The organism is Streptomyces sp. ISL-36 (assembly GCF_018614205.1).
Taxonomy (GTDB): Bacteria; Actinomycetota; Actinomycetes; order Streptomycetales; family Streptomycetaceae; genus Streptomyces.
Window position 1 is genome coordinate 1 of the sequence record NZ_JAGGOS010000134.1, and the last position, 21,217, is coordinate 21,217.

The window sequence follows — 21,217 nt, forward strand, 5'->3', positions numbered from 1 at the left end:
CGCCACCCGCTGGAGCGGGCTTGCCGTTCCAGGAATTCGCTTTTCGCGCTTTCCCTTGCGGCGGGGTCAAACACTACCAGGCTTTTTCGCTCCCCCCGACCACCCCCTCCGCAGGCATGCAGAGGTGTAGACCACTGGGGTTAGGATCTGGCTTGATAGGTGCTGCCACGGACCCACGACTCAGCGTCGCGTTGGGGTCAGGCAGGGGTACGACAGTACATCCCACCGTCAGTAGAGGCAAATCGTTTCCGGGTAGTCCCTAGGTCCGCCAACTGGTACGTCTCATGCGGAACCGGGACTTCTTATGACTTACGCTTCTCAACAGTACGCCGTCCAGGACAGGTAGTGACGGCGCCACACAATCTCCGCCCCTGGGAGGCTTCCCATGACAACCGTGACGTCGCCACTTGCTGGACGCGCCATCGGTCTTGCCGCAGTGCCCGATCCCGTCTTCTCCGGCGCGATGGTCGGCCCCGGTACCGCCATCGACCCCGTGCGTGAGGCGTCGGAGGCCGTGTCCCCGGTCGACGGCGTCATCGTCTCTCTGCACCCGCACGCGTTCGTCGTCGTCGACGCCGAGGGCCACGGTGTGCTGACCCATCTCGGGATCGACACCGTCCAGCTCAACGGGCAGGGCTTCGAGCTCCTCGTCAACAAGGGCGACACCGTGACGCGCGGACAGGCCGTCGTGCGCTGGAACCCCGCCGATGTCGAGGCCGCGGGCAAGTCCCCCATCTGTCCTGTCGTGGCTCTGGAGGCCACGGCCGACTCCCTCTCCCATGTCGTGGAGGACGGCGACGTGAAGGCCGACGACCAGCTCTTCGGCTGGAACTGACGTCGGCGTCGTCCTCGGGACGACCACGAGTTCGCCATACATCGCGGCGGCCGGATGCCGCCGCTCTATCGGAGACGGGTGAGATGGAGACAACGCTGCGAGGCGTCGGCGTAAGCCACGGAGTGGCGATCGGCGAGGTACGGCACATGGGTACGGCGGTCCTGGAGCCGCCGGCCAAGCAGATTCCCGCCGAAGAGGCGGAGCGCGAACAGGGGCGCGCCCGTCAGGCCGTGGAAGCTGTGGCTGCCGACCTGATTGCACGCGGCAATCTGGCCGGGGGCGAGGCGCAGCACGTGCTCGAGGCCCAGGCGATGATCGCGCAGGACCCGGAGCTCATCGCCGACGTCGACCGCCGGATCGCGGTCGGCAGCACGGCCGAGCGCGGTATCTACGACGCGTTCTCCCACTACCGCGAGCTGCTCGCGGGTGCGGGTGAGTACATGGCCGGTCGCGTCGCCGACCTCGACGACGTGCGGAACCGTATCGTCGCGCGCCTGCTGGGTGTGCCGATGCCGGGTGTGCCGGACAGCGACGAGCCGTACGTGCTGATCGCGCGCGACCTCGCGCCGGCCGACACGGCGCTGCTCGACCCGGCTCTCGTCCTGGGCTTCGTGACCGAGGAGGGCGGGCCGACCAGCCACAGCGCGATCCTCGCGCGGGCGCTGGGCGTACCGGCCGTGGTCGCGCTGCCCGGCGCGGGTGAGATCGCCGAGGGCACGGTCATCGCGGTGGACGGGTCCACCGGCGAGATCTTCGTGGACCCGAGCGAGGACAAGAAGGCTCAGCTGACGGCGGCCGCCGCCGAGCGCAGGGCCGCTCTTGCCGCGTCCAGCGGTCCGGGGGCGACCTCGGACGGGCACAAGGTGCCGCTGCTCGCCAACGTCGGTGGTCCGGCGGACGTGCCGGCCGCGGTGGAGGCGGGGGCCGAGGGCGTCGGTCTGTTCCGTACGGAGTTCCTCTTCCTGGACGACAGCGAGAAGGCTCCGTCCGAGGAGAAGCAGGTCGAGGCGTACCGGAAGGTTCTCGAGGCGTTCCCCGAGGGTCGTGTCGTCGTGCGGGTGCTGGACGCCGGTGCGGACAAGCCGCTCGACTTCCTGACCCCGGCGGACGAGCCGAACCCGGCGCTGGGTGTGCGGGGTCTGCGGACGCTGCTCGACCACCCGGAGGTGCTGCGGACGCAGCTGACGGCGCTGGCGAAGGCCGTCGAGGGTCTGCCGGTGTACCTCGAGGTCATGGCGCCGATGGTGGCCGACCGTACGGACGCGAAGGCCTTCGCCGACGCGTGCCGTGAGGCGGGGCTGCGGGCGAAGTTCGGTGCGATGGTGGAGATTCCCTCCGCCGCTCTGCGGGCTCGTTCGATCCTGCAGGAGGTGGAGTTCCTGTCGCTGGGCACCAATGACCTGGCGCAGTACACCTTCGCCGCCGACCGTCAGGTGGGTGCGGTGTCGCGGCTGCAGGATCCGTGGCAGCCGGCGCTGCTCGACCTGGTCGCGATGTCCGCCGAGGCGGCCAAGGCCGAGGGCAAGAGCTGTGGCGTCTGTGGTGAGGCTGCCTCGGATCCGCTGCTCGCCTGTGTGCTGACGGGCCTGGGTGTGACCTCTCTGTCGATGGGTGCCGCGTCGATTCCGTACGTGCGGGCGACGCTCGCGAAGTACACGCTGGCGCAGTGCGAGCGGGCTGCCGCCGCCGCGCGTGCGGCGGACACGGCCGAGGAGGCCCGTGTGGCCGCGCAGGCGGTGCTGTCCGGGGAGTGATCCCGGCAGGTTGTTCGGAGAAGGGGCTTCCCGTCACGTCAGTGGCGGGGAGCCCCTTCCGCGTCAGGGGTGGGTGGGCCAGTCGTCGGCCTCGGGGGTGAGGTCGAAGCCGGCGCGGTAGTCGACGTGCGGTTCCGGGGAGAGGGGTTCTCCGGTGCGGGCGTCGGTGCAGTAGGCGCTGAAGACCTCGGCTTCGGTGAGGGGGATCAGGCTGCCGTGCGTGAGGCGCCAGCCGTGGAGGCGGTCACGGGCGCCGGGGTTCGTGGTGCGCAGGACCACTCCTCCGGGGCTTTCGAGGGCGATGCCGGCGGCGAGGACGGTGACGAACTCGGCGGTCTCGTCGCTGTCGAGTTCGATGGGCCGGTCGTCGTCGCAGGTGGCGTGGAGGGCGGCGAGGAGCTGCTCGTCGGCCGCGGGGACGCTGCAGACGAGGTGGTGGGTGCCGGGTCCGGCGGCTTCGAGGAGTCGCATGAGCAGGCGGGAGGCGTGGGCGAAGGCGGCCCTGCCGATGTCCTGTCCGCAGGCGGCGCAGTCGCCGGTGTCGGTGAGGAGCGTCGTGGCGTACTCCCAGGTGGCGCGGCGGACCGCGGTGTCGACGAGGGTGGGGACCAGTGCGGTCATCGGCTGGCCGGTGTAGGTGACGCGGGCGCCGTCGGCGGCCAGTTCGGCGGTGTAGCGGCTGCGGCTGGCGGGGCGGTTGGGGTCGATGCCGGTGTCCTCGCAGTACTGGGCGTACTCCTCGGGGTCGAAGAGGGCGACGGTGGTGTGGCCGCCCTGGGTGGCGAGGGCTTTGAGCAGGCCCTCGACCTGGCGGAGGTAGGCGGGGTGGTCGTCGAAGGGGAAGGTGGCGTACCGGCGCATGGCGGTGAAGTCGTGGGCGTCGGCGAGGAGGCCGACGGTGCTGGGGACTTCGCGGCGCAGGGCGCGGCGCAGGGATGTGGTGGTGGGCTGGTTCATGGCTCCCCCTGGGCTCTGTCGATCAGTGCTCACTCACCGTAACGGGCTGCACTGACAGTGACGGATCGCCGGGGCGGCGTCGGACGAGGCGGTGCTGGCCGGCGCAGGTAGCGACGAGGCCCGCGCCGAGGAGGGGCCAGGCGAGGGGGCCGGCGCTGACGACGGCGGTGAGCAGGAGGGGGCCGGCGAACCGCTGGGTCGCGGCGGCGAGGCCGTGGACGCCGAGGTACGCGCCTTGGGCGTCGCCGGGGGCGAGGGCGAGGGAGAGTTCCCAGGAGGCGGTGGCGTGGATCATCTCGGCGAAGGTGAGGACGACGGCGGCTGTGAGGAGTGCGGCGATGGCGAGTCCGCGCCCGGTGACGGCCGAGGCGGTGAGGGCGAGGGTGCCGGTGACGAAGAGGCAGGCGAGGGGGACGAGGAGCCGTCGGGCGGCGTCGGTGGTGGCGCCGAAGCGTGCGAGCGGTACTTGGAAGAGGACGACCAGGACGCTGTTGAGGACGAGGAGCATGGGGGCGAGGCCGACCGGGGCGTCGGTGGCGTGGACGATCCAGAGCGGCATGGCGACCTGGAGGATCGTGTCGTGGAGGCCGAGACCCGCCTCGGTGGCGGTGAAGAGCAGGTAGGTGCGGTCGCGCCAGGGGCTGGTGGGCTTGGCGTGCGGTGCCGCTGTCGTGGAGTCGGCCGCGATGCGGGAGGGGGCGGCGGGTTCGGCGCAGCGCAGGGTGAGGGCGGCCATCACGACGTACGACAGGACGTTGCCGACGAGCAGGAGCTGGAAGGCCGTGCTGGTGGCGACGGAGAGTGCGGCCGCGGCGCCGAGTCCGCCGAACGCCCAGCCGAGGTTGGAGACGGTGCGGTTGATGGCCTGGTAGCGGACGCGTTCGGGTCCGGCGATGCGGGCGGCGTACAGCTTGGTGAGGACGTTGGTGGCGCGGTCGGGCAGGGCGCCGATGGCGGAGTAGAGGACGAGCAGGGCGTAGTGGTCGGTGGTGAGGAGGGCGAGGAGCGCCGCGGCGCGCAGGAGTTGGGCGCCGATGAGGACGCGGGTGACGGGGAAGCGGTCGGCGAGGCGTCCGGCGAGGGGGGCGCCGGCGATGCCGACGCCGCCGGAGATGCCGACGAGGAGTCCGACCTGGGCGATGCCGAGTCCGGTGACGTAGGTGAAGTAGAGGGCGATCGAGGTGGCCCAGAGTCCGGTGCCGCACTTGTCGATGAAGCCGATGACGAGCATGCGGCGGCCGTTGACCCCTCCCGGGATGCGGTTCTTCAGCGGTGAGCGGCTCACTCGGTGTCCCCCTTGACTCCGCTTTTGTATTGATACATTGTTTGGTACGTGGCAGCACAATATTCGATCCAGGGGACGACGGCCAAGGGAATTGCCGCGTCCATCGAGCACGCGGTGGCCGAGGGCGGCCTCGGGCCGGGGGACGCGCTGCCTCCGGTACGGCGGCTCGCGGACGACCTCGGGGTCAGCCCCGGCACGGTCGCCACCGCGTACAAGGAACTGCGGCAGCGGGGTGTCGTGGTGACGCGCGGGAGGGGCGGGACCGTGGTCGCGGAGGCGCCCTCGGTGGCGTCGCGACGGCCGCCGCCCGTGCCGGCCGGGCTGGTGGACCTGGCGGGCGGTCACCCCGACCCGGCGTTCCTGCCCGAGCTGAGGCCGCCCTCTCCGATTCCCCCGGTGTACGGATCCCACCGTGCCGCGCCCCGGCTCCCGGACCTTCAGGAGCTGACCCGTGCCTGGTTCGAGCGGGACGCGGTGCCGTCGGAGCAAGTGACGTTCGCGCACGGCGCTCTGGACTGCGTCGCGCGGCTGCTCTCGACCGAACTGCGGCCGGGGGACGCGGTGGCGGTGGAGGATCCCGGCTTCCATCACCTGCTCGACCTGGTGCCCGCCCTGGGGCTGCGGACGGTGCCGGTCGCCGTGGACGACGAAGGGCTGGTGCCCGACGCGCTGCGTGCCGCGCTGCGGGCCGGCGTGCGGGCGGTGGTGTGCAGTCCGCGGGGGCAGTGCCCGACGGGTGCCTGGTTCACACGGGCGCGGCGGGACGAACTGGTGGCGGTGGTGCGGGAGTTCCCTGGGGTGCTCGTCATCGAGGACGACCACAACGCGGACGTCGCGGGCGCGCCGGCCCACACCTTGGCGGCGGTGGGCGGGCTCGAGCGGTGGGCCCAGGTGCGGACCGTCTCCAAGCACCTGGGGGTGGACCTGCGCTGGGCGGGTCTCGCGTGCGACGCGGTGACGCTGGCGCGGCACGACGGACGGATGCTCATGACGTCCGGCTGGGTCAGTCACGTCCTGCAGGAGACGGTGGCCGGGCTGCTGCGTGACCCGTCGGTGGCGGACCTGGTGGCCGCGGGCGAGGCGGCGTACGGCTCCCGGCGTACGGCGCTCGTCGAGGGCCTGGCGACGTACGGGATCGCCGCTGTCGGGTCGAGCGGGCTCAATGTGTGGGTGCCGGTGCGGGACGAGTCGGCAGTGGTCAACGGGCTGCGGACGCGGGGGTGGTGGGTCGCGGCCGGGGCGCGGTTCCGCATCGCGTCGCCGACGGCGGTGCGCATCACGACGGCGGCGCTGGGGGTGGAGGCGGCGGGACGCCTGGCGGCCGACTTCGCGGAGGTGCTGGGCGAATCGCAGGCGACGTACGGGGGGTGAGGGCCGGCGCCCGTCGCGGCGCGGCGCGGCGGCAACCGGGAACCGGGCGGGGTCCCACGGCGTGAAGAGTGCCGCGGGACCCCGGGCGGGGCTTATGCGCCCCTGGTGCGGGCCAGGCCCTCGTAGAAGTGGAGCAGGTCGAGGTTGTCGACCGAGCCCGGGTTGACGGCCTTGGACATCGGGGTGCCCTGGAGGAGGCGCTTGACCGGCACCTCGATGCGCTTGCCGGTGAGGGTGTGGGGGACGCCGGGGACCTCGATGATGTCGTCGGGGACGTGGCGCGGCGAGAGTTCGGTGCGGATCGTCCGCTTGATGCGGCCGATCAGTTCGTCGTCGAGCGTCGCACCGTCCACGAGGTGGACGAAGAGCGGCATCCAGTAGCCGCCGTCCGGCTCCTCCAGGCCGATCACCAGGGACTCGCGGATCTCCGGGAGCCGCTCGACGGCCTCGTAGATGTCGGCGCTGCCCATCCGTACGCCCTGGCGGTTCAGGGTCGAGTCGGAGCGGCCGTGGATGATCACGGAGCCGTGGTCGGTGATCGTGATCCAGTCGCCGTGGCGCCAGACGCCCGGGAACATCTCGAAGTAGCTGTCGCGGTAGCGGCTGCCGTCGGGGTCGTTCCAGAAGTGGATCGGCATGGACGGCATCGGGTTGGTGACGACCAGTTCACCGACTTCGCCGATCAGCGGCTTGCCCGAGGGGTCCCAGGACTGCAGGTCGGTGCCGAGGCCGGCCGCCTGGAGCTCCCCGATGTGCACGGGGAGGGTGGGGACGGCGCCCGCGAAGCAGGAGCAGACGTCCGTGCCGCCGCTGACCGAGGCGATCCACAGATCCTCGCGGACCTCGTCGTGCAGCCAGCGGAAGCCGTCGGGCGGGAGCGGGGAGCCGGTGGTGGCCACGCACCTGATCGCCGAGAGGTCGAAGTCGCGTCCCGGGTGGACCTCCGCCTTCGCGCAGGCCATGACGTACGCGGCGGAGGTGCCGTAGAGGGTGGCGCGGGTGCGCTCGGCGACCCGCCACTGGGCGCCGGTGTCGGGGTAGCCCGGGCTGCCGTCGTAGATGACGACGGTGGTGCCGGTGAGGAGACCGGAGACGAGGAAGTTCCACATCATCCAGCCGGTGGAGGTGTACCAGAAGAACACGTCCTCGGGGCCGAGGTCGCAGTGCAGGCCCAGCTGCTTGAAGTGCTCGACGAGGATGCCGCCCTGGGACTGCACGATCGCCTTGGGCAGGCCCGTCGTGCCCGAGGAGTACAGGACCCACAGGGGGTGGGAGAAGTCGACCTGTTCGAAGACCGGTTCCACGTCGGCCGAGGTGAGGTCGGCCCAGGCGAGCGCTCCCTCGGGCGGCTCCGTGCCGAGCAGCGGGATGTGGACGACGGCGCGGAGGGTGGGGAGTTCGGCGCGCAGCTCGGCGACGGTCTCGCGGCGGTCGTGCTCCTTTCCTCCGTACCGGTAGCCGTCCACGGTGAACAGGACCACCGGCTCCACCTGCTGGAAGCGGTCCAGGACGCTGCGCGCGCCGAAGTCCGGCGCGCAGGAGGTCCAGACGGCGCCGACGGCGGCGGTGGCGAGGAGGGCGGTGACGGCCTGCGGGATGTTCGGAAGGTAGCCACTGACACGGTCGCCCGGCCGGACGCCCAGGGCGCGCAGCTCGGCGGCGAGGGAGCCGACCTGACGGCGTAGCTCCGCCCAGGTGATCGGCCGGGGTTCATGTGTCTCGTCCACATGGAGCAGGGCCGTGTCCTGGGGGCGCTGGTCCGCGGCGCGCAGGGCGTGCTCGGCATAGTTGAGGGTGGCGCCGGGGAACCACTGGGCGCCCGGCATCGAACGGTCGCCGAGGACGCGCTCGTACGGGGTGGAGAAGCGGATGTCGAACCACTCGACGACGGCCTGCCAGAACGACTCCAGCTCCTCGACCGACCAGCGGTGCAGGGCGGGGTATCCGCCCTCGGCCGGTGCTCCGTGGCGCTCGGCGGCCCAGGACTGGAAGCGGGTGACCGCGGCTGCGGCGATGCGTTCCTCGTCCGGCTGCCAGAGCGGCTCGGTGTGCGCTGATGTCATGGGGCGGCTCCTGGGCGTACGCGGGATCTGCGTGTGTCGCGCGCACGTGCTGGGGTGTGCGCGTGACGCGGCTGACAGGGACGATGCCATGGGAGCGGCGTTCGCACCAGGGTTCCCCACCCATGGTCGGGCGGTTGAATATGTGCTCCCACCACGGGTGAACGGCAGTTGAACGAACCTCTCCGGCGCCCTCCGGGCTGGCAGGGTGAGCGGCATGGACGGTCGTGAGCTGGTGCGTTCGGTGAGGGTGTTCGGATCGGTGCAGGGGTTGCGGGTGGTGCGGTCGGCGTGGCGGCAGCGTCGGGCGGATGCGCGGGGGCTGCCGCCGAGGGGGGCGGAGCGGGCCCGGGTGCCGGGGCCGGTCGGCGAGGCGGAGCCGCTTCCGGGGGGCGGGACCGTCCGGTTCGCCCGCTCGGAGCTGCGGATCAGTGTGTCGGCCGGGGGGACGGTTTTCTGGGGCTGGGACGGGGCGGAGCCGCTTCCGTCGTACGCGCTGGCGGGAGAGCCGCCGCAGCCGGACCCGCGCGCCCGGCTGGAGCCGGACACGGACGGCGGCTGGCGGGTGGTGTCGGAGCGGGTGACGGTGGCGGTCTCCCGGCACGGTGCGGTGGAGATCCGTACCCCGGGCGGCCTGCTGCTGCGCCGGGATCTGCCGCCGCGGTGGTGGGAGCCGGTCGACGGCGGCCCCGCACGGTGGGTGCAGCGCAGTGAGCTGCCCGCGGACGCGCGGTTCTTCGGGCTGGGCGGGCGGGCGTCGGGGCCGCGGCTGCGGGACGGTTCGTACCGGCTGTGGAACACCGATCCGCACGGGTCCTTCGCGCCTGGCGACGATCCGCTGTACATCACCATGCCGGTGCAGTTCGTCGTCTCGGACGCGGGGACGCATCTGGCGTTCCACGACAACTCCTGGGACGGCCGGGTCACGCTCACCGAAGGCGAGGAGGGCGCTGGTTCCGGGCACGACCGGCCCGGCACCAGCGAGGTCAGGATGGAGGGCGGGCCGCTGCGCTGCTGGGTCGTGGTCGGCACGCCCGCGCGGGTGCTGCACGGGTGGGCGGCGCTCACGGGGGCGCCGGCGCTGCCACCGTCATGGGCGTTGGGGCCCCAGCACGCGCGGTGGGGGTTCGGCAGCGAGCGCGAGGTGCGGCGGGTGGTGGACGGCTACCGGGAGCGGGGGCTTGCGCTGTCCGTCCTGCACCTGGACATCGACCACTTCGACTCGCACCAGGTGTTCACGGTGGACCGTGAGCGGTTTCCGGACCTGCCGGGGCTCGCGGCCGAGCTGCGGGAGAGGGGCGTACGGCTCGTGTCGATCGTGGACCCCGCGGTGAAGGCGGAGCCGGGGAACCCGGTGTACGACAGCGGCACCGCGGTCGGCGCCTTCGTCCGGGACGGCCGCGGGGAGGAGGTCCACGGGGTGGTCTGGCCGGGCGAGTGCGCCTATCCGGACTTCACGGATCCCGCGGTACGGGAGTGGTGGGGCGGGTTGTACGAGGAGCGGCTCGCGCAGGGCTTCTCCGGGTTCTGGCACGACATGAACGAGCCGGTGTCCTTCGCCCCCTTCGGCGACCAGTCGCTCCCCCGTTCGTCGCGGCACGCGCTGGAGGGCCGGGGAGGTGACCACCGCGAAGGGCACAACGTGTACGGGCTGACGATGGCCCGGGCCGGCTTCGAGGGGCTGCGCCGGCTGCGGCCGGCGGAACGGCCCTTCCTCTTCTCGCGCTCCGGATGGGCGGGGATGCAGCGGTACGGGGGGACCTGGTCCGGTGATGTGTCGACGGGCTGGCCGGGTCTTCGGGCGTCCTTGGCGCTGGTTCTGGGGCTCGGGCTGTGCGGGGTGCCGTACTCGGGGCCCGATGTGGGCGGTTTCGACGGGAGCCCGTCGCCGGAACTGTTCCTGCGCTGGTTCCAGTTGGGGGCGTGGCTGCCGCTGTTCCGTACGCACGCGGCGATCGACGCGGGGCGTCGCGAGCCGTGGGAGTTCGGTCCCGAGGTGCTGGAGCACGCGCGCGTGGCATTGGCCGAGCGGGAACGGATGCGTCCGTACTTCGTCACGCTCGCGCAGCTCGCCCGGCTGACCGGGGCGCCCTACGTACGGCCGGTGTGGTGGGGCGCGCCGGAGGACCGGGCGCTGCGGGACTGCGAGGACGCGTTCCTGCTGGGCGACGCGCTGCTCGTGGCGCCGGTCCTCACGCGAGGGGCAGACCGGCGGGCGGTGCGGCTGCCGCGCGGGCACTGGTACGACACGGCGACGGGCCGGGCCTACGAGGGGCCGGGGCAGGTCCTGCTCGACGCGCCGCTGTCCCGGGTTCCGGTGCTCGCGCGGGCGGGCGCGGTGATCCCGGTGCGGGGCGAGGGAGGGGACCTGGAGCTGGAGGTGTGGGCTCCGGCGGCGGGGCGGACCGGTGGGGGGCTGGTCGTGCGGGACACCGGGGACGGGTGGCGGCCGGGCGAGATCGAGCGGTACGCGTCGCGGTTGGTGGACGGCCGGGTGGTGGTGGAGCGCGTGACGGACGCGGGGACGGAGGAGGTGGGGTTGGCGGTGCGGGTGCGGGGGCTGGAGGAGTGACGGCCGGCGGTGCCCCGTCCACGGGCGACGGCGCCCGTCCGCGCGCCGCTGGTCCCCGTCCGCGTACCGGCGGTGCCCCGTCCGCGCGCCGGCCCCCGGGGTGAGGGCGCCTCCTCAGTCGTACATCCCCGCGAACCAGCGGCGTACCGCCTCCGTGTGGAGCGGGAAGGCGAGTTCCGCCGGTGCGCGCAGCAGATGCCGGCCGGTGGTCTCGTCCGTCGGGGTGGAGGGCGGCAGGTCGGCTGCCGGGCGGGCCGGGAGCAGGCCGAAGAGGAGGAGGTGCCCGCCCTGGGAGCTGAGCGCGTCGGCGAGCCGTACGTCCGCCGCCGGCGCCTCGATGCCGGTCTCCTCGCGCAGTTCGCGGACGACGGCGTCCCGCCAGTCCTCGGCGTGGTCGATGAATCCGCCGGGCAGGGCGACGCCTCCCCGTCGGGGTTCGATGGCGCGGGTGATGACGACGAGCCCCGTCTCCTGCCCATCCGTCACGGGAAGCAGGGCGACGGCGACGGGGAGCGGGTTGCGGTAGGCGACGGAGCCGCAGGCGGCGCAGGTGCGGGGCCAGGTGGCGGTCTCTGTGGAGCGGGCGCCGCAGTGGGAGCAGTAGGAGTCCTTCACGGCAGGACCGTATGCGATCACCCTTTCCCGCGCCCGGTGGAACTGATAGATGGTGCACATGACAGGACTTGCTTCCGCTTTCCGTACCCTCGGTGTGACCGTCGCCGCCGGTCTGCTCGCCGCCACCGCCGCCGTACCGTCCGCGCAGGCCAGGCCGGAGCCGAAGGCTCCGAAGGAGTTCGTGGCGCTGAGCTCGGTGGACCGGACGATCATCCAGGAGATGCGTTACACCACGGTCCACAACTTCGTCGGCGAGCCCGTCGACGGCTACCGCCAACCGCTGTGCATCCTGACGCGCCCGGCCGCCGAGGCGCTGCACCGCGCGCAGGTGAAGCTGCTCGCGCAGGGCTACTCGCTCAAGGTGTACGACTGTTACCGGCCGCAGCGGGCCGTCGACCACTTCGTGCGCTGGGCTAAGGATCTCGACGACGAGCGGATGAAGGAGGAGTTCTATCCCCTGGTCGACAAGTCGAGGCTGTTCACGGACGGTTACATCGCGGAGAAGTCCGGGCACAGCCGGGGCTCGACGGTCGATCTGACGATCGTGAAGCTGCCCGCGGCGCCCACGCGACCGTACGTGCCGGGCGAGCCGCTGGTGGAGTGCTACGCCCCGCAGGCCGAGCGTTTCCCGGACAACTCGGTGGACATGGGGACGGGCTTCGACTGCTTCGACACCCTCTCGCACACCGACGACCAGAGGATTCAGGGGGCTCAGCGGGCCAACCGGCAGCTGCTGAAGGGGACGCTGGCCGAGCAGGGGTTCGTGAACCTTCCCGAGGAGTGGTGGCACTTCACCTTCAAGCCGGAGCCGTTCCCGAGCACGTTCTTCGACTTCCCGGTGGCGCGGCGGTCGGTGGCCGGGCACTGAGACTCACAGATGACGGGCGGCCGGGACCACCCCCGTGGGTCCCGGCCGCCCGTGCTGTCCGGAAGGACGCAGGACGGGTCCGTACGGTTCTCAGGCACCGGCATCCGTGCCACAATTCTGACGGTTCGTCAGATGAGTGTGCTCCGGGAGGGCCGTCGTGACACGAACGCGCAGACCTGTGGTGGCCGGATGGTTCACGGAAGACGGCGGGGAGGACGGCTTCCGGCTGCTCGGCAGCCGCTGCACGGCCTGCGACGCGGTCTTCTTCCCCCGTGAGGACTCCTGGTGCCGCAATCCGGGCTGCCCGGGTGGAGGTGAGCTCGTCGAGCGGCCGCTCTCCCGGCGCGGCCGCGTGTGGTCGTACACCGACGGCCGCTACCGGCCGCCCGCACCCTACGTCTCCGACCCGGAGGCGGCCTGGCAGCCGTACACCCTGGTCGCCGTGGAACTGGCGGCCGAGGCGATGGTGGTGCTCGGCCAGGCCGCGCCGGGGGTGCGGACCTCGGACCTGGCCGTCGGGATGGAGGTCGAGGTGGTGCCTGGGGTCCTGAACGAGGACGAGGAGCACACCTGGACGACCTGGCACTGGCGGCCGGTGGCCGCCGGCGTGGCGGAGGGCGGGGCATGAGCGACATCGCCGTCCTGGGTGCCGGGATGCACCCGTGGGGCAAGTGGGGCCGCAGCTTCGTCGAGTACGGGAGGGCGGCGGCCCGTACCGCGCTCGCCGACGCGGGTCTGGGCTGGCCGGACGTCGACTCGGTGGTCGGGGCGGACACCGTGCGGTGCGGCTATCCCGGGTACGTGGCGGGCGCGACCTTCGCACAGGCCCTCGGGTGGCAGGGGGCGCGGGTCACCAGTGTGTACGCCGCCTGCGCCTCCGGGGCGCAGGCCGTCTCCACCGCGCGCGCCCAGATCCTCGCCGGCCTCGCGGACGTCGTCCTCGTCGTCGGCGCCGACGCGGCGCCCAAGGGCTTCTTCGCCCCCGCGGGCGGGGAGCGGCCCGACGATCCCGACTGGCTGCGCTTCCGGGTGCTCGGGGCGACCAACCCCGCCTACTTCGCGCTCTACGCGCGCCGGCGGATGGCGCTGTACGGGGACACGGTGGACGACTTCGCGCAGGTCAAGGTGAAGAACGCGGCGGCCGGCGCGCTCAACCCCCTTGCCCGCTACCGCAAGGCGGTGAGCAGCGAGGACGTGGCCTCCTCGCCCGTGGTCGCCGATCCGCTCCGGCTGCTCGACATCTGCGCCACCTCGGACGGGGGCGCGGCACTGGTCCTCTCCAGCATGGAGTTCGCCCGCCGGCACGGGCACCCGGACCCCGTCCGCGTCCGGGCGGTCTCCACCGTCACACCGACGTACCCGAAGGCGGTCCTCGACCTGCCCGACATCGCGACCGACTCCGCGACCGCCGTCTCCCCCTCGCCGTACTCCTTCCGTGCGTCGATCGCACGGGCCGCGTACGAGGAGGCGGGCATCGGGCCCGAGGACCTGTCGCTGGCCGAGGTGTACGACCTGTCCACCGCGCTGGAGCTGGAGTGGTACGAGGACATCGGCCTGTGCGGGCCGGGCGAGGGGGCGAAGCTGGTACGGGAAGGGGTGACGGCGCTCGGCGGCCGCGTTCCGGTCAACACCAGCGGCGGCCTGGGGTCCTTCGGCGAGGCGGTGCCCGCCCAGGCCATCGCGCAGGTCTGCGAGTTGACCTGGCAGCTGCGGGGCACCGCGGGGAGCCGTCAGGTGCCCGGCGCGCGGGTCGGGATGACCGCGAACCAGGGCCTGTTCGGGCACGGCTCGGCGGTGGTGGCGGTGCGCTGAACACGCCGCGCGCCACCACCGTCGCCCCGGGCCGCGCGCGGCCCGGGGGGCGACCGGGGCCGAGCGCGTCTTTCTCAGGTGGCGGCCGGGGCCGCGCAGGTGCCTCTTATGTGGCGACCGGGGCCGCGCCGCGGTCCGCGAGGACCAGGGCGTGTTCGACCACGGCCACGAGCACGTTCTTCACGGACTCCCGGTCGCGGGCGTCGCACATCAGCAGCTCCACCTCGGGGTCGAGGTCGAGGGCGCCGCGGACGCTCTCGGCGGGGAATCGCTGGGCCCCCTCGAAGCAGTTGACCGCGACCGTGAACGGAATGCCGCGCCGCTCGAAGTAGTCGATCGCGGCGAAGCTCTCCTCCAGACGGCGCGTGTCGGCCAGGACGATCGCGCCGAGCGCTCCCTGGGCCAGTTCGTCCCACAGGAACCAGAAGCGGTCCTGTCCGGGGGTGCCGAAGAGGTAGAGGACCAGGTCCTCGCGGAGCGTGATCCGCCCGAAGTCCATCGCGACCGTGGTGGTCGACTTGTTCTCCACGCCGTGCAGATCGTCGACGGGCCGCCCCGCCTCGCTCAGCATCTCCTCGGTGCGCAGCGGTCTGATCTCGCTGACCGCACCGACCAGTGTCGTCTTGCCGACCCCGAATCCGCCCGCGACCAGGATCTTCAGCGTCACCGGTTCGACGAGAGGCTTCTTGCGGCTAGAGCGCCCGAAGGCCATTGATCACCTCGCGGAGAATGCTCACGTCCGGCAGCTCGGCCGGCGGAACGGGGCGGGTCACGTGGACGAGTTCGTCCTCGACGAGATCGCCGACGAGGACACGGACGACCCCGACGGGAAGGTCGAGTCCGGCGGCGAGTTCGGCGATCGACTGGGGCGTGTCCGAGCAGCGTTCGACGATCTCCACATGTTCCGGGGAGAGCGTCTGGTCCCGGCCGGGGTCGTCGGCCGCCGGCTCGGGCACCACCACGGCGATGAGGTCGAGCCGGTGCCGGTTGGCGGCACTGGTCCGGCCGCGGGTCATCGCGTACGGACGGACCACCGGCCCGGCATCGTCGTCGAACCAGTGATGGGCCGGGTGCGCCCCCTGGTGCTGCTGGTCTGCGTCAGTCATGCCGTCCCCCCACTCACCCTCCGGCGGTCGAACCGGCGCGGGGGGCTGTCGCGAGATGGACGCCGACCCGCTTGACCATCAGCGTCATCTCGTAGGCGACCTGGCCGACGTCCGAGTCGGCGTCCGCGAGGACGGCGAGGCAGCTGCCGTCACCGGCCGCCGTGACGAAGAGGAAGGCGTCCTCAAGCTCCACGACGGTCTGGCGGACCCTGCCCGCCTCGAAGTGGCGTCCGACGCCCTTGGCGAGGCTGTGGAAGCCGGAGGCGACAGCGGCGAGGTGCTCGCCGTCCTCGCGGGTCAGGTCCGCGGAGGCGCCGGTGGCAAGCCCGTCGCTGGAGAGCACCAAGGCCTTGCGGATGGATCCGACCCGCTGGACGAGCTCGTCGAGGAGCCAGTTCAGCTCGCCGTTGCCGTTTCCGGAGGTGTTGAGTGCTGCGGCGTTCGGTGCGGTCATCGACCGTCCCCCTCGGGTGTCGTTCCTGGTGCTGTCGTCTCGGCGTTCTGTCGTCGTCCGCGCTGCCAGCCGCGCTGCATCGACGCCATGCGGTTGCGGACTTCCTCGGCGTCCCGCTCGAAGTCCGCCTCGGCGGCGGCCCCGGAGCCGGTGCGCGCCCGGTCGTCGGCGCGCTCCCCCGTCTCGCGCAGCTGGGGCGCGAGGCTCGCCTGACGGACCCTGCGGGGCAGCCCGCCGAACGGCGCGGGGCCCTCGGGCGGTACCGGCACCAGCGTGGGCGGCGGCGTCCCCCGCCCGGGTACGTGCGGAGTCTCCGGGCGGGACGCGGAAGGGGCCAGAGGTCCTTGCGGGGCCTGGGCGGACGCGGGGTGGGCCCGTCCCGGTTCGTCGATGCGGCGCCCGTGGTCGACGACGAGCGTCGGAGGCCGGCGGCGGGGCAGGGGCACGGGCCCGCTGTCGTGTGCCCGGTCGGACGTCGGGTCGAGCGTCCGGTCCGTGGCCTGCTGGTGCTGCTCACCGTCCGGAGCCGGGGCGAGGCCTCCCAGGCGGCGGCGTTCGCGGGCGCGGAAGATCCCGCCGCGCTCGCTCTCGGTGTCCTCGAGGTCGGCGGCGGACGGGGCGAGCAGCTCGTCGAAGCCGATGGAGCTCAGGGGTGGTTCGAGCTCGATGGGTCCGTCGAGGGGGCCGTCGAGCAGCGAGGGGCCCGCCGACCGGGGGACCTGGGTGAGCACCGCGCGGCGGGCCGGCCGGCCGGCGGCGCCGGGTCCGCTCTCCCGGTCCCGGCTCGTGCGGTCCAGGGTCTTGCGGTCCAGGCGGAAGCCGGCGCCCTGGGTCTCGGGCGCGTCGGTGAGCAGGGCGGCCGGGATGAAGACGACCGCGGTGGTGCCCCCGTACGGCGAGGGCTGCAGCGAGACCCGGACGTTCTGGCGCTGGGCGAGCCGGCTGACCACGAAGAGGCCGAGGCGGTCGGTGTCGGAGAGCTCGAACTCGGGGGTCTCGGCCAGGCGCAGGTTGGCGTCGAGCAGGGCGTCGGGGTTCATGCCGAGGCCGCGGTCGTGGATCTCGAGGGTGAAGCCGTTGGCGACCCGCTCGCCGAGCACCTGTACGGCGGTGTGCGGGGGCGAGAACACCGTGGCGTTCTCCAGGAGTTCGGCGATGAGGTGGGTGAGGTCGGCGACGGCGGGGCCGCCCACGCCCAGGCGGGGCAGTCGGCGGACCTCGATCCGCTCGTAGTCCTCGACCTCGGCGACGGCCGCGCGTACGACGTCCATGAGCTGGACGGGCTTGCGCCACTGGCGGGAGGGCGCGGCGCCGGAGAGGATCACCAGGCCCTCGGCGTGGCGGCGCATACGGGTGGTCATGTGGTCGAGGCGGAACAGGTCGGCGAGTTCCTCGGTGTCCTCGGTGCGCCGCTCCATGGTGTCGAGGAGCGTGAGCTGGCGGTGCAGCAGGACCTGGTTGCGGCGGGCGAGGTTGACGAAGACCTCGGAGACGCCGCGGCGCATGTCGGCCTGCTTGACGGCCGCCTCGACGGCGGCGCGCTGGAGGGTGTTGAGGGCCTGGCCGACCTGGCCGACCTCGTCCTCCTCGTACCGCAGATGCGGCACCTCGGTCTCCACGTCGACGTGTTCGCCGGCGGCGAGGCGGCGCATCACACTCGGCAGGCGGACGCCGGAGACCTCCTGGGCCTCCTTGCGCAGTCTGCGCAGGTCGCGGATGAGTCCGCGGCCGACGCGGACGGAGACGACGACGGAGACGAGCAGGGCGAGGAAACCGAGGACGCCGGCGACACCGGCCTTGAGCAGCACGCTGTAGGCGGCGGGCTGGACGCGGTCCTGGTAGCGGTCGCCCGCCGCGGTGTTCTCGCGGGCGAGGTCGTCCAGGACGGGGGTCGTCTGCTCCTCCCACCGCTCCGCGGTGACGGTGCGGGGATTCTTGGCGGGGCCCGCGACGATCAGCGCCTCTTCGGCGCGGCGCAGCGGTTGGGTGGCGGGGCTCTGCCAGTACTTCTCGAAGGTGTCGCGCTCGCGGCCGGGCAGGACTTCGAGGTTGACCTCGTAGAACTGCTTGCGGTTGGCGATGAGGTCGGAGACGGCGCGGAGTTCCTGGGCGGTGATGCGTTCGGAGATGAGCGCGGAGAGGACCAGGGCGTCCTCGCGGGAGAGCAGTTCGCGGGCGCGGACCACGCCGACGAGGGCGCGGCCCTGCTTGTCCATCTCCACGTTCTCGAGCGCGTGGAGGGTCATGAGGAAGCTGTAACAGGGGTCGACGAGCCGGTTGTAGAAGTCGAGTGCCTGGAGGCGGCCGATGCTGCGGTTCTCCACGGAGCGGCGCAGCGAGTCGAGGCCGTCGAGCGCTTCGAGGAGGGAGCCGAGGCGCTGGGAGGCGAGGGGCCGCATCTCTTCGCGTACGCCGGAATCGGCGGCGTTGCGACGGATGAGGGCGATCTGGCGGTCGGTGGCCTCACGCTGTTCGCGCAGGGTGGTGAGGGCGTCGGAGGCGCGCGGGTCGGCGAGGTAGACCAGCGACTGGCGGCGTTCCTTCTGGATGACACGGACGGTGTCTTCCACGGGGTAGCCGACCTTGTCGACGATGTAGCCGACGTCGAGGAGCTGGTCGGCCTCGCGGCCGGTGAGCACCGTCGCGAACCCCCAGAGACCGGTGAGGGAGACGAGGGGCACCAGCAACAACGCCACGATCTTCCGGCGGATGGACTTCCCGCGAAAGCGCATGGCCTCCCCCAGCTCGGCCTCCGCCCGGCGCGGAGATCCCCCTTGTCGACGCGTGGTGTCAACACACAGCGTCAACACACGGCGTCCACCGTCAGCTTCAACAAACGGCGGCGCGAGCCTACTACTGCATCACAGTCAACTCGAAGGCACGTCCGGACGATTTTCAGCCTGTCGAGTGAGCGTTGATCATGAGATGTCCTGGTATTCCGGGAGTTGGGATTCGTCACTGTGGCGCAGGACACGTGGCCACGCCGCACTTTTTCTGCTGCGACGGATGGCTGGAACTGTTCGTTCCGGTGCGTGAGTGGGGAAACCTTTTCCCTCCCCTGAACGTCTTTGTGTACGGGGCGGGGTGTGTCCGCGTAAAGCGGCTCAAGGCGGGCAGCCACCCTTGTAAGACGTTCGGCGGTGGGGAGTGACGGAACGATGGAGCACGAGACGCGGTCGGCGCGGCAGTTGTGGGTGGAGGACGAGAAGGGCCGGCGCCGGATGCCCGATCCGGTGCGCACCGCCGCCGTACGGGCCGTACTGCTCACGTCGGTGACGCTCATACAGGCGATGGTGGCCTTCTTCTGCGCGGTGACGGGATCATGGCTCGCGTTTCCGATGCTGCTCAGCTCGGTGGGCAGCACGGTGGTGGCGACCTGGAGCGTCCTCGATGTGTGGGTGACGCGTCAGGTGTGGCGGCAGCGCAACGGCGTGGTGTCGGAGCCGAGCAGTACGGCCCGCCAGTTGCGGCGCGAGCGGCGCCGGGCCCGCAAGGCCGCGCGGGCGGTGGAGAGCGAGCCGGGGCACGGGGCCGCCGCGATACGGCGCACGTCCGAGGCCCGCGGAGGGACGGAGTCACGCGCACTGTCCGAGGTGGCCTGAGACATCTCCGGTGCGGCCGCGTCTCGGGTGCTGCCCGAGACGTCTGCGGTGCCGGACGGACACGTCCGCGGTGCCGGCCCGAGACATCTGCGGTGAACCGGCCCGGTCCCCTCTCGGGGGCCGGGCCGTTCGCGCCCCGCCCCGCCCCTACTCCGCCGCGGCCGTGGCGCGGGGGTCCTCCGCCGGGGTGCGGCGGAACATGCGGGTCGCGGTGATCTCGCCGTGGATGTTCTCGCCGTCCGCGCCGGGCTGCGGGAGGCCCGGGCGCAGATGCTCCTCCACGCTGATGTACTTCAGTCCCGCACGCAGGTCGGCGTCGTTGCGCAACCGGATGACCAGCGGGAACTCCGCGAGCGCCGTCGTGTCGAACAGACCGGTCGTGTAGAGGAGCTGGACGCCGAGCGCGTCCGAGACGGCCCGCTGGAGCTCCAGCAGGTACGTGGCGTTGGCGCGGCCGATCGGGTTGTCGAGGAACAGGGTGCCCGCATGGCGGTGCTTGTCACGGCCCCGGTCGTTGGAGCGCAGCGCGGCCATCGTGCAGTAGAGGGCGATGGCGGCGGTGAGGAGCTGGCCGCCGGAGAAGACGTCGCCCATCTGCCCGACCGGGACGCGCTCGGCGCGCAGGACGGCGTCCGGCTTCAGGATCTCGACCGCGATGCCCCGCGGTTCCAGGGCCGCCTGGACGCCCCGCAGCAGCAGGGACATACCGTCCCTGCGCAGGTCGGAGTTCTTCCTTACGGCCGCGCGGGTCGCCTCGTCGACGACCTCGCCGAGCCGCTCGGTGAGCGTGGCCTGGTCCGGCTCCTCGAAGCGGATGCGCAGGAACTCCTGGCCCGACCACTCGCCGAGCCCCTCGGGCAGCCGGGACAGGCGCTGCGCCGAGCGGAGCGTGGTCAGCGCGGACTCCACCAGTCCGCGCAGCCGGTCGACGATCGAGTCGCGGTTGCGCTCCAGCTGCTCCAGCTCGTCGGTGAGGACCCGCAGCCGGGGCGCGAAGGCCTCGGCCCACTTGGCGGCGTGCTCGGGGAGCGCGGCCGCGGGCAGTTCACGGATCTGCTGCCGTGCGGGGGTACGGACCTGCTCGTACCGGTTGGAGTTGGCGTGCCGTACGAGGATGTCGCTCGCCTCGCGCACCGCGGAGTCCGCGGCGGAGAGCTCCGCGGCGCAGGCGCGCAGCGAGCGGCGGGCCTCGGCGGCGGAGTTCCGGGCCTCCTCCAGGGTGCCCGGGTAGGGCTCGGGCCCGTCCTGCTCGTCCTCCGCGTGGTCGCGCAGCAGGTCCCGCAGGAGCGCCGCCGTCTCCTCGAAGCCGCCGGCGGCGTCCTCGGCTGCGCGGTGGGCGCGCAGGAGGCCGGCGTGCGCGGTGCGCGCGGCCTCCAGGGCGTCGGTACGGGCGGCCAGTTCGGTGGTCGCCGTACGGAGCAGGGCCTGGGCCTGCTCGGCGTCGGCGGGGACCAGTTCCTCGGGCAGGTCGGTGTGCGACTCGCCGTCCTCGGGGGCCAGCCGCTCGGCCTCACCGCGGAGCCGGCCGAGCTTCTCGCTCGCCTCGGACGCACGGGTCTCCAGCATCTGGACCAGGGACTCGGCACGGGCGGCGGCGGCCTGGCGCGACGGGCCGTCGGCGCCGTCGGTCGACTCCAGAAGCTGCTCGGCGCGGGTGCGGACCTTGTTGGTGAGGCGGTCGAGCTCGGCGAGGGCGGCGGACTCGTCGCTCTCGGCGCGGGCCTGTTCGGCGCGCAGGTCGGCGCCGACGCCGACCTTCTCGTACAGCTGGGAGGCGGCGCGGTACGCCTCGCGGAGGGTCGGCAGTGCGGTACGGGGGGCGTCGGCGTCCGGCTCGGGGAGCTGGTCGGGGGCGCCGGCGATCTCGGCGCGCTCGGCCCGCAGGGCGCGGGCGGTGCGGTGGGCGTCGTCGGCGGCGCGCTGGGC

16 protein-coding genes and 1 pseudogene are annotated in these 21,217 nt (G+C 72.6%); 8 read left to right on the forward strand and 9 right to left on the reverse strand.

The annotated features are described in order from the left end of the window. Window positions 1-385: 385 nt before the first annotated feature. Both J7E93_RS30400 and ptsP read left to right on the forward strand, forming a co-directional pair. On the forward strand, window positions 386-835 hold the full coding sequence (locus J7E93_RS30400) for a PTS glucose transporter subunit IIA (protein ID WP_215073232.1): 450 nt from the start codon (window positions 386-388) through the stop codon (window positions 833-835). A gap of 83 nt (window positions 836-918) precedes the next feature. After that, a complete protein-coding gene (ptsP, locus tag J7E93_RS30405) occupies window positions 919-2,589 on the forward strand; it encodes a phosphoenolpyruvate--protein phosphotransferase (RefSeq protein WP_215073233.1) in 1,671 nt (556 codons plus the stop codon). 63 nt (window positions 2,590-2,652) lie between these two features. On the opposite strand, the gene J7E93_RS30410 is transcribed toward ptsP, so the two are convergent. Together J7E93_RS30410 and J7E93_RS30415 are read right to left on the reverse strand one after the other, a co-directional pair. Beyond that, window positions 2,653-3,546, reverse strand: a complete 894-nt coding sequence (locus J7E93_RS30410) for a hypothetical protein (protein WP_215073234.1) — start codon at window positions 3,544-3,546, stop codon at window positions 2,653-2,655. 22 nt (window positions 3,547-3,568) lie between these two features. Beyond that, window positions 3,569-4,831, reverse strand: coding sequence for an MFS transporter (locus tag J7E93_RS30415; protein ID WP_308368840.1), 1,263 nt, complete (start codon window positions 4,829-4,831; stop codon window positions 3,569-3,571). A gap of 48 nt (window positions 4,832-4,879) precedes the next feature. Between J7E93_RS30415 and J7E93_RS30420 the strand changes: the two genes are divergently transcribed. Beyond that, window positions 4,880-6,202, forward strand: a complete 1,323-nt coding sequence (locus J7E93_RS30420) for an aminotransferase class I/II-fold pyridoxal phosphate-dependent enzyme (RefSeq protein ID WP_215073235.1) — start codon at window positions 4,880-4,882, stop codon at window positions 6,200-6,202. 92 nt (window positions 6,203-6,294) lie between these two features. On the opposite strand, the gene J7E93_RS30425 is transcribed toward J7E93_RS30420, so the two are convergent. Further along, on the reverse strand, window positions 6,295-8,265 hold the full coding sequence (locus tag J7E93_RS30425) for an acetoacetate--CoA ligase (protein ID WP_215073236.1): 1,971 nt from the start codon (window positions 8,263-8,265) through the stop codon (window positions 6,295-6,297). A gap of 214 nt (window positions 8,266-8,479) precedes the next feature. Between J7E93_RS30425 and J7E93_RS30430 the strand changes: the two genes are divergently transcribed. Then, window positions 8,480-10,834 carry a glycoside hydrolase family 31 protein gene (locus J7E93_RS30430; RefSeq protein ID WP_215073237.1) on the forward strand — a complete coding sequence of 785 codons (2,355 nt, stop codon included), beginning with the start codon at window positions 8,480-8,482 and terminating at the stop codon, window positions 10,832-10,834. A 114-nt stretch (window positions 10,835-10,948) separates the two neighbouring features. On the opposite strand, the gene J7E93_RS30435 is transcribed toward J7E93_RS30430, so the two are convergent. Beyond that, entirely contained in the window at window positions 10,949-11,509 is a 561-nt protein-coding gene (locus J7E93_RS30435) for an NUDIX domain-containing protein (RefSeq protein WP_215073238.1), read from the reverse strand. Here J7E93_RS30435 and J7E93_RS30440 point away from each other — a divergent pair. From J7E93_RS30440 to J7E93_RS30450, 3 genes are all read left to right on the forward strand, one after another. Further along, entirely contained in the window at window positions 11,508-12,317 is an 810-nt protein-coding gene (locus J7E93_RS30440; protein ID WP_215073239.1) for a M15 family metallopeptidase, read from the forward strand. The genes J7E93_RS30435 and J7E93_RS30440 overlap by 2 nt on opposite strands. 157 nt (window positions 12,318-12,474) lie before the next feature. Continuing rightward, the gene (locus J7E93_RS30445) at window positions 12,475-12,945 is read left to right on the forward strand and encodes a Zn-ribbon domain-containing OB-fold protein (protein ID WP_215073240.1); all 471 of its coding nucleotides are present in this window, start codon (window positions 12,475-12,477) and stop codon (window positions 12,943-12,945) included. Next, window positions 12,942-14,129 carry a lipid-transfer protein gene (locus J7E93_RS30450; protein ID WP_215073241.1) on the forward strand — a complete coding sequence of 396 codons (1,188 nt, stop codon included), beginning with the start codon at window positions 12,942-12,944 and terminating at the stop codon, window positions 14,127-14,129. Before J7E93_RS30445 ends, J7E93_RS30450 begins: the two co-directional genes overlap by 4 nt. A 106-nt stretch (window positions 14,130-14,235) precedes the next feature. On the opposite strand, the gene J7E93_RS30455 is transcribed toward J7E93_RS30450, so the two are convergent. Genes J7E93_RS30455 through J7E93_RS30470 form a run of 4 tightly spaced genes read right to left on the reverse strand, consistent with a single transcriptional unit; the run spans window position 14,236 to window position 18,421 of the window. Further along, window positions 14,236-14,841, reverse strand: a complete 606-nt coding sequence (locus tag J7E93_RS30455; RefSeq protein WP_215073242.1) for an ATP/GTP-binding protein — start codon at window positions 14,839-14,841, stop codon at window positions 14,236-14,238. Continuing rightward, complete coding sequence (locus J7E93_RS30460) at window positions 14,822-15,235, reverse strand: DUF742 domain-containing protein (RefSeq protein WP_215073243.1); 414 nt, start codon at window positions 15,233-15,235, stop codon at window positions 14,822-14,824. Before J7E93_RS30460 ends, J7E93_RS30455 begins: the two co-directional genes overlap by 20 nt. A gap of 13 nt (window positions 15,236-15,248) precedes the next feature. After that, a complete protein-coding gene (locus J7E93_RS30465) occupies window positions 15,249-15,689 on the reverse strand; it encodes a roadblock/LC7 domain-containing protein (RefSeq protein WP_215073244.1) in 441 nt (146 codons plus the stop codon). After that, the gene (locus tag J7E93_RS30470) at window positions 15,686-18,421 is read right to left on the reverse strand and encodes a nitrate- and nitrite sensing domain-containing protein (RefSeq protein WP_215073245.1); all 2,736 of its coding nucleotides are present in this window, start codon (window positions 18,419-18,421) and stop codon (window positions 15,686-15,688) included. Before J7E93_RS30470 ends, J7E93_RS30465 begins: the two co-directional genes overlap by 4 nt. Window positions 18,422-18,847: 426 nt before the next feature. Between J7E93_RS30470 and J7E93_RS30475 the strand changes: the two genes are divergently transcribed. Next, window positions 18,848-19,291, forward strand: coding sequence for a hypothetical protein (locus J7E93_RS30475; RefSeq protein ID WP_251067307.1), 444 nt, complete (start codon window positions 18,848-18,850; stop codon window positions 19,289-19,291). 147 nt (window positions 19,292-19,438) lie between these two features. Here J7E93_RS30475 and J7E93_RS30480 read toward each other — a convergent pair. Further along, window positions 19,439-21,217: pseudogene (locus tag J7E93_RS30480) on the reverse strand (hypothetical protein); the annotation flags it as partial.

Excerpts from the sequence above, each read along its gene's own strand:
- J7E93_RS30400 (WP_215073232.1), top strand. The coding sequence starts at position 386 with ATGACAACCGTGACGTCGCCACTTGCTGGACGCGCCATCGGTCTTGCC.
- ptsP (WP_215073233.1), top strand. The coding sequence starts at position 919 with ATGGAGACAACGCTGCGAGGCGTCGGCGTAAGCCACGGAGTGGCGATC.
- J7E93_RS30410 (WP_215073234.1), bottom strand. The coding sequence starts at position 3,546 with ATGAACCAGCCCACCACCACATCCCTGCGCCGCGCCCTGCGCCGCGAA.
- J7E93_RS30425 (WP_215073236.1), bottom strand. The coding sequence starts at position 8,265 with ATGACATCAGCGCACACCGAGCCGCTCTGGCAGCCGGACGAGGAACGC.
- J7E93_RS30430 (WP_215073237.1), top strand. The coding sequence starts at position 8,480 with ATGGACGGTCGTGAGCTGGTGCGTTCGGTGAGGGTGTTCGGATCGGTG.
- J7E93_RS30440 (WP_215073239.1), top strand. The coding sequence starts at position 11,508 with ATGACAGGACTTGCTTCCGCTTTCCGTACCCTCGGTGTGACCGTCGCC.
- J7E93_RS30435 (WP_215073238.1), bottom strand. The coding sequence starts at position 11,509 with ATGTGCACCATCTATCAGTTCCACCGGGCGCGGGAAAGGGTGATCGCA.
- J7E93_RS30450 (WP_215073241.1), top strand. The coding sequence starts at position 12,942 with ATGAGCGACATCGCCGTCCTGGGTGCCGGGATGCACCCGTGGGGCAAG.
- J7E93_RS30455 (WP_215073242.1), bottom strand. The coding sequence starts at position 14,841 with ATGGCCTTCGGGCGCTCTAGCCGCAAGAAGCCTCTCGTCGAACCGGTG.
- J7E93_RS30460 (WP_215073243.1), bottom strand. The coding sequence starts at position 15,235 with ATGACTGACGCAGACCAGCAGCACCAGGGGGCGCACCCGGCCCATCAC.
- J7E93_RS30465 (WP_215073244.1), bottom strand. The coding sequence starts at position 15,689 with ATGACCGCACCGAACGCCGCAGCACTCAACACCTCCGGAAACGGCAAC.
- J7E93_RS30470 (WP_215073245.1), bottom strand. The coding sequence starts at position 18,421 with ATGCGCTTTCGCGGGAAGTCCATCCGCCGGAAGATCGTGGCGTTGTTG.
- J7E93_RS30475 (WP_251067307.1), top strand. The coding sequence starts at position 18,848 with ATGGAGCACGAGACGCGGTCGGCGCGGCAGTTGTGGGTGGAGGACGAG.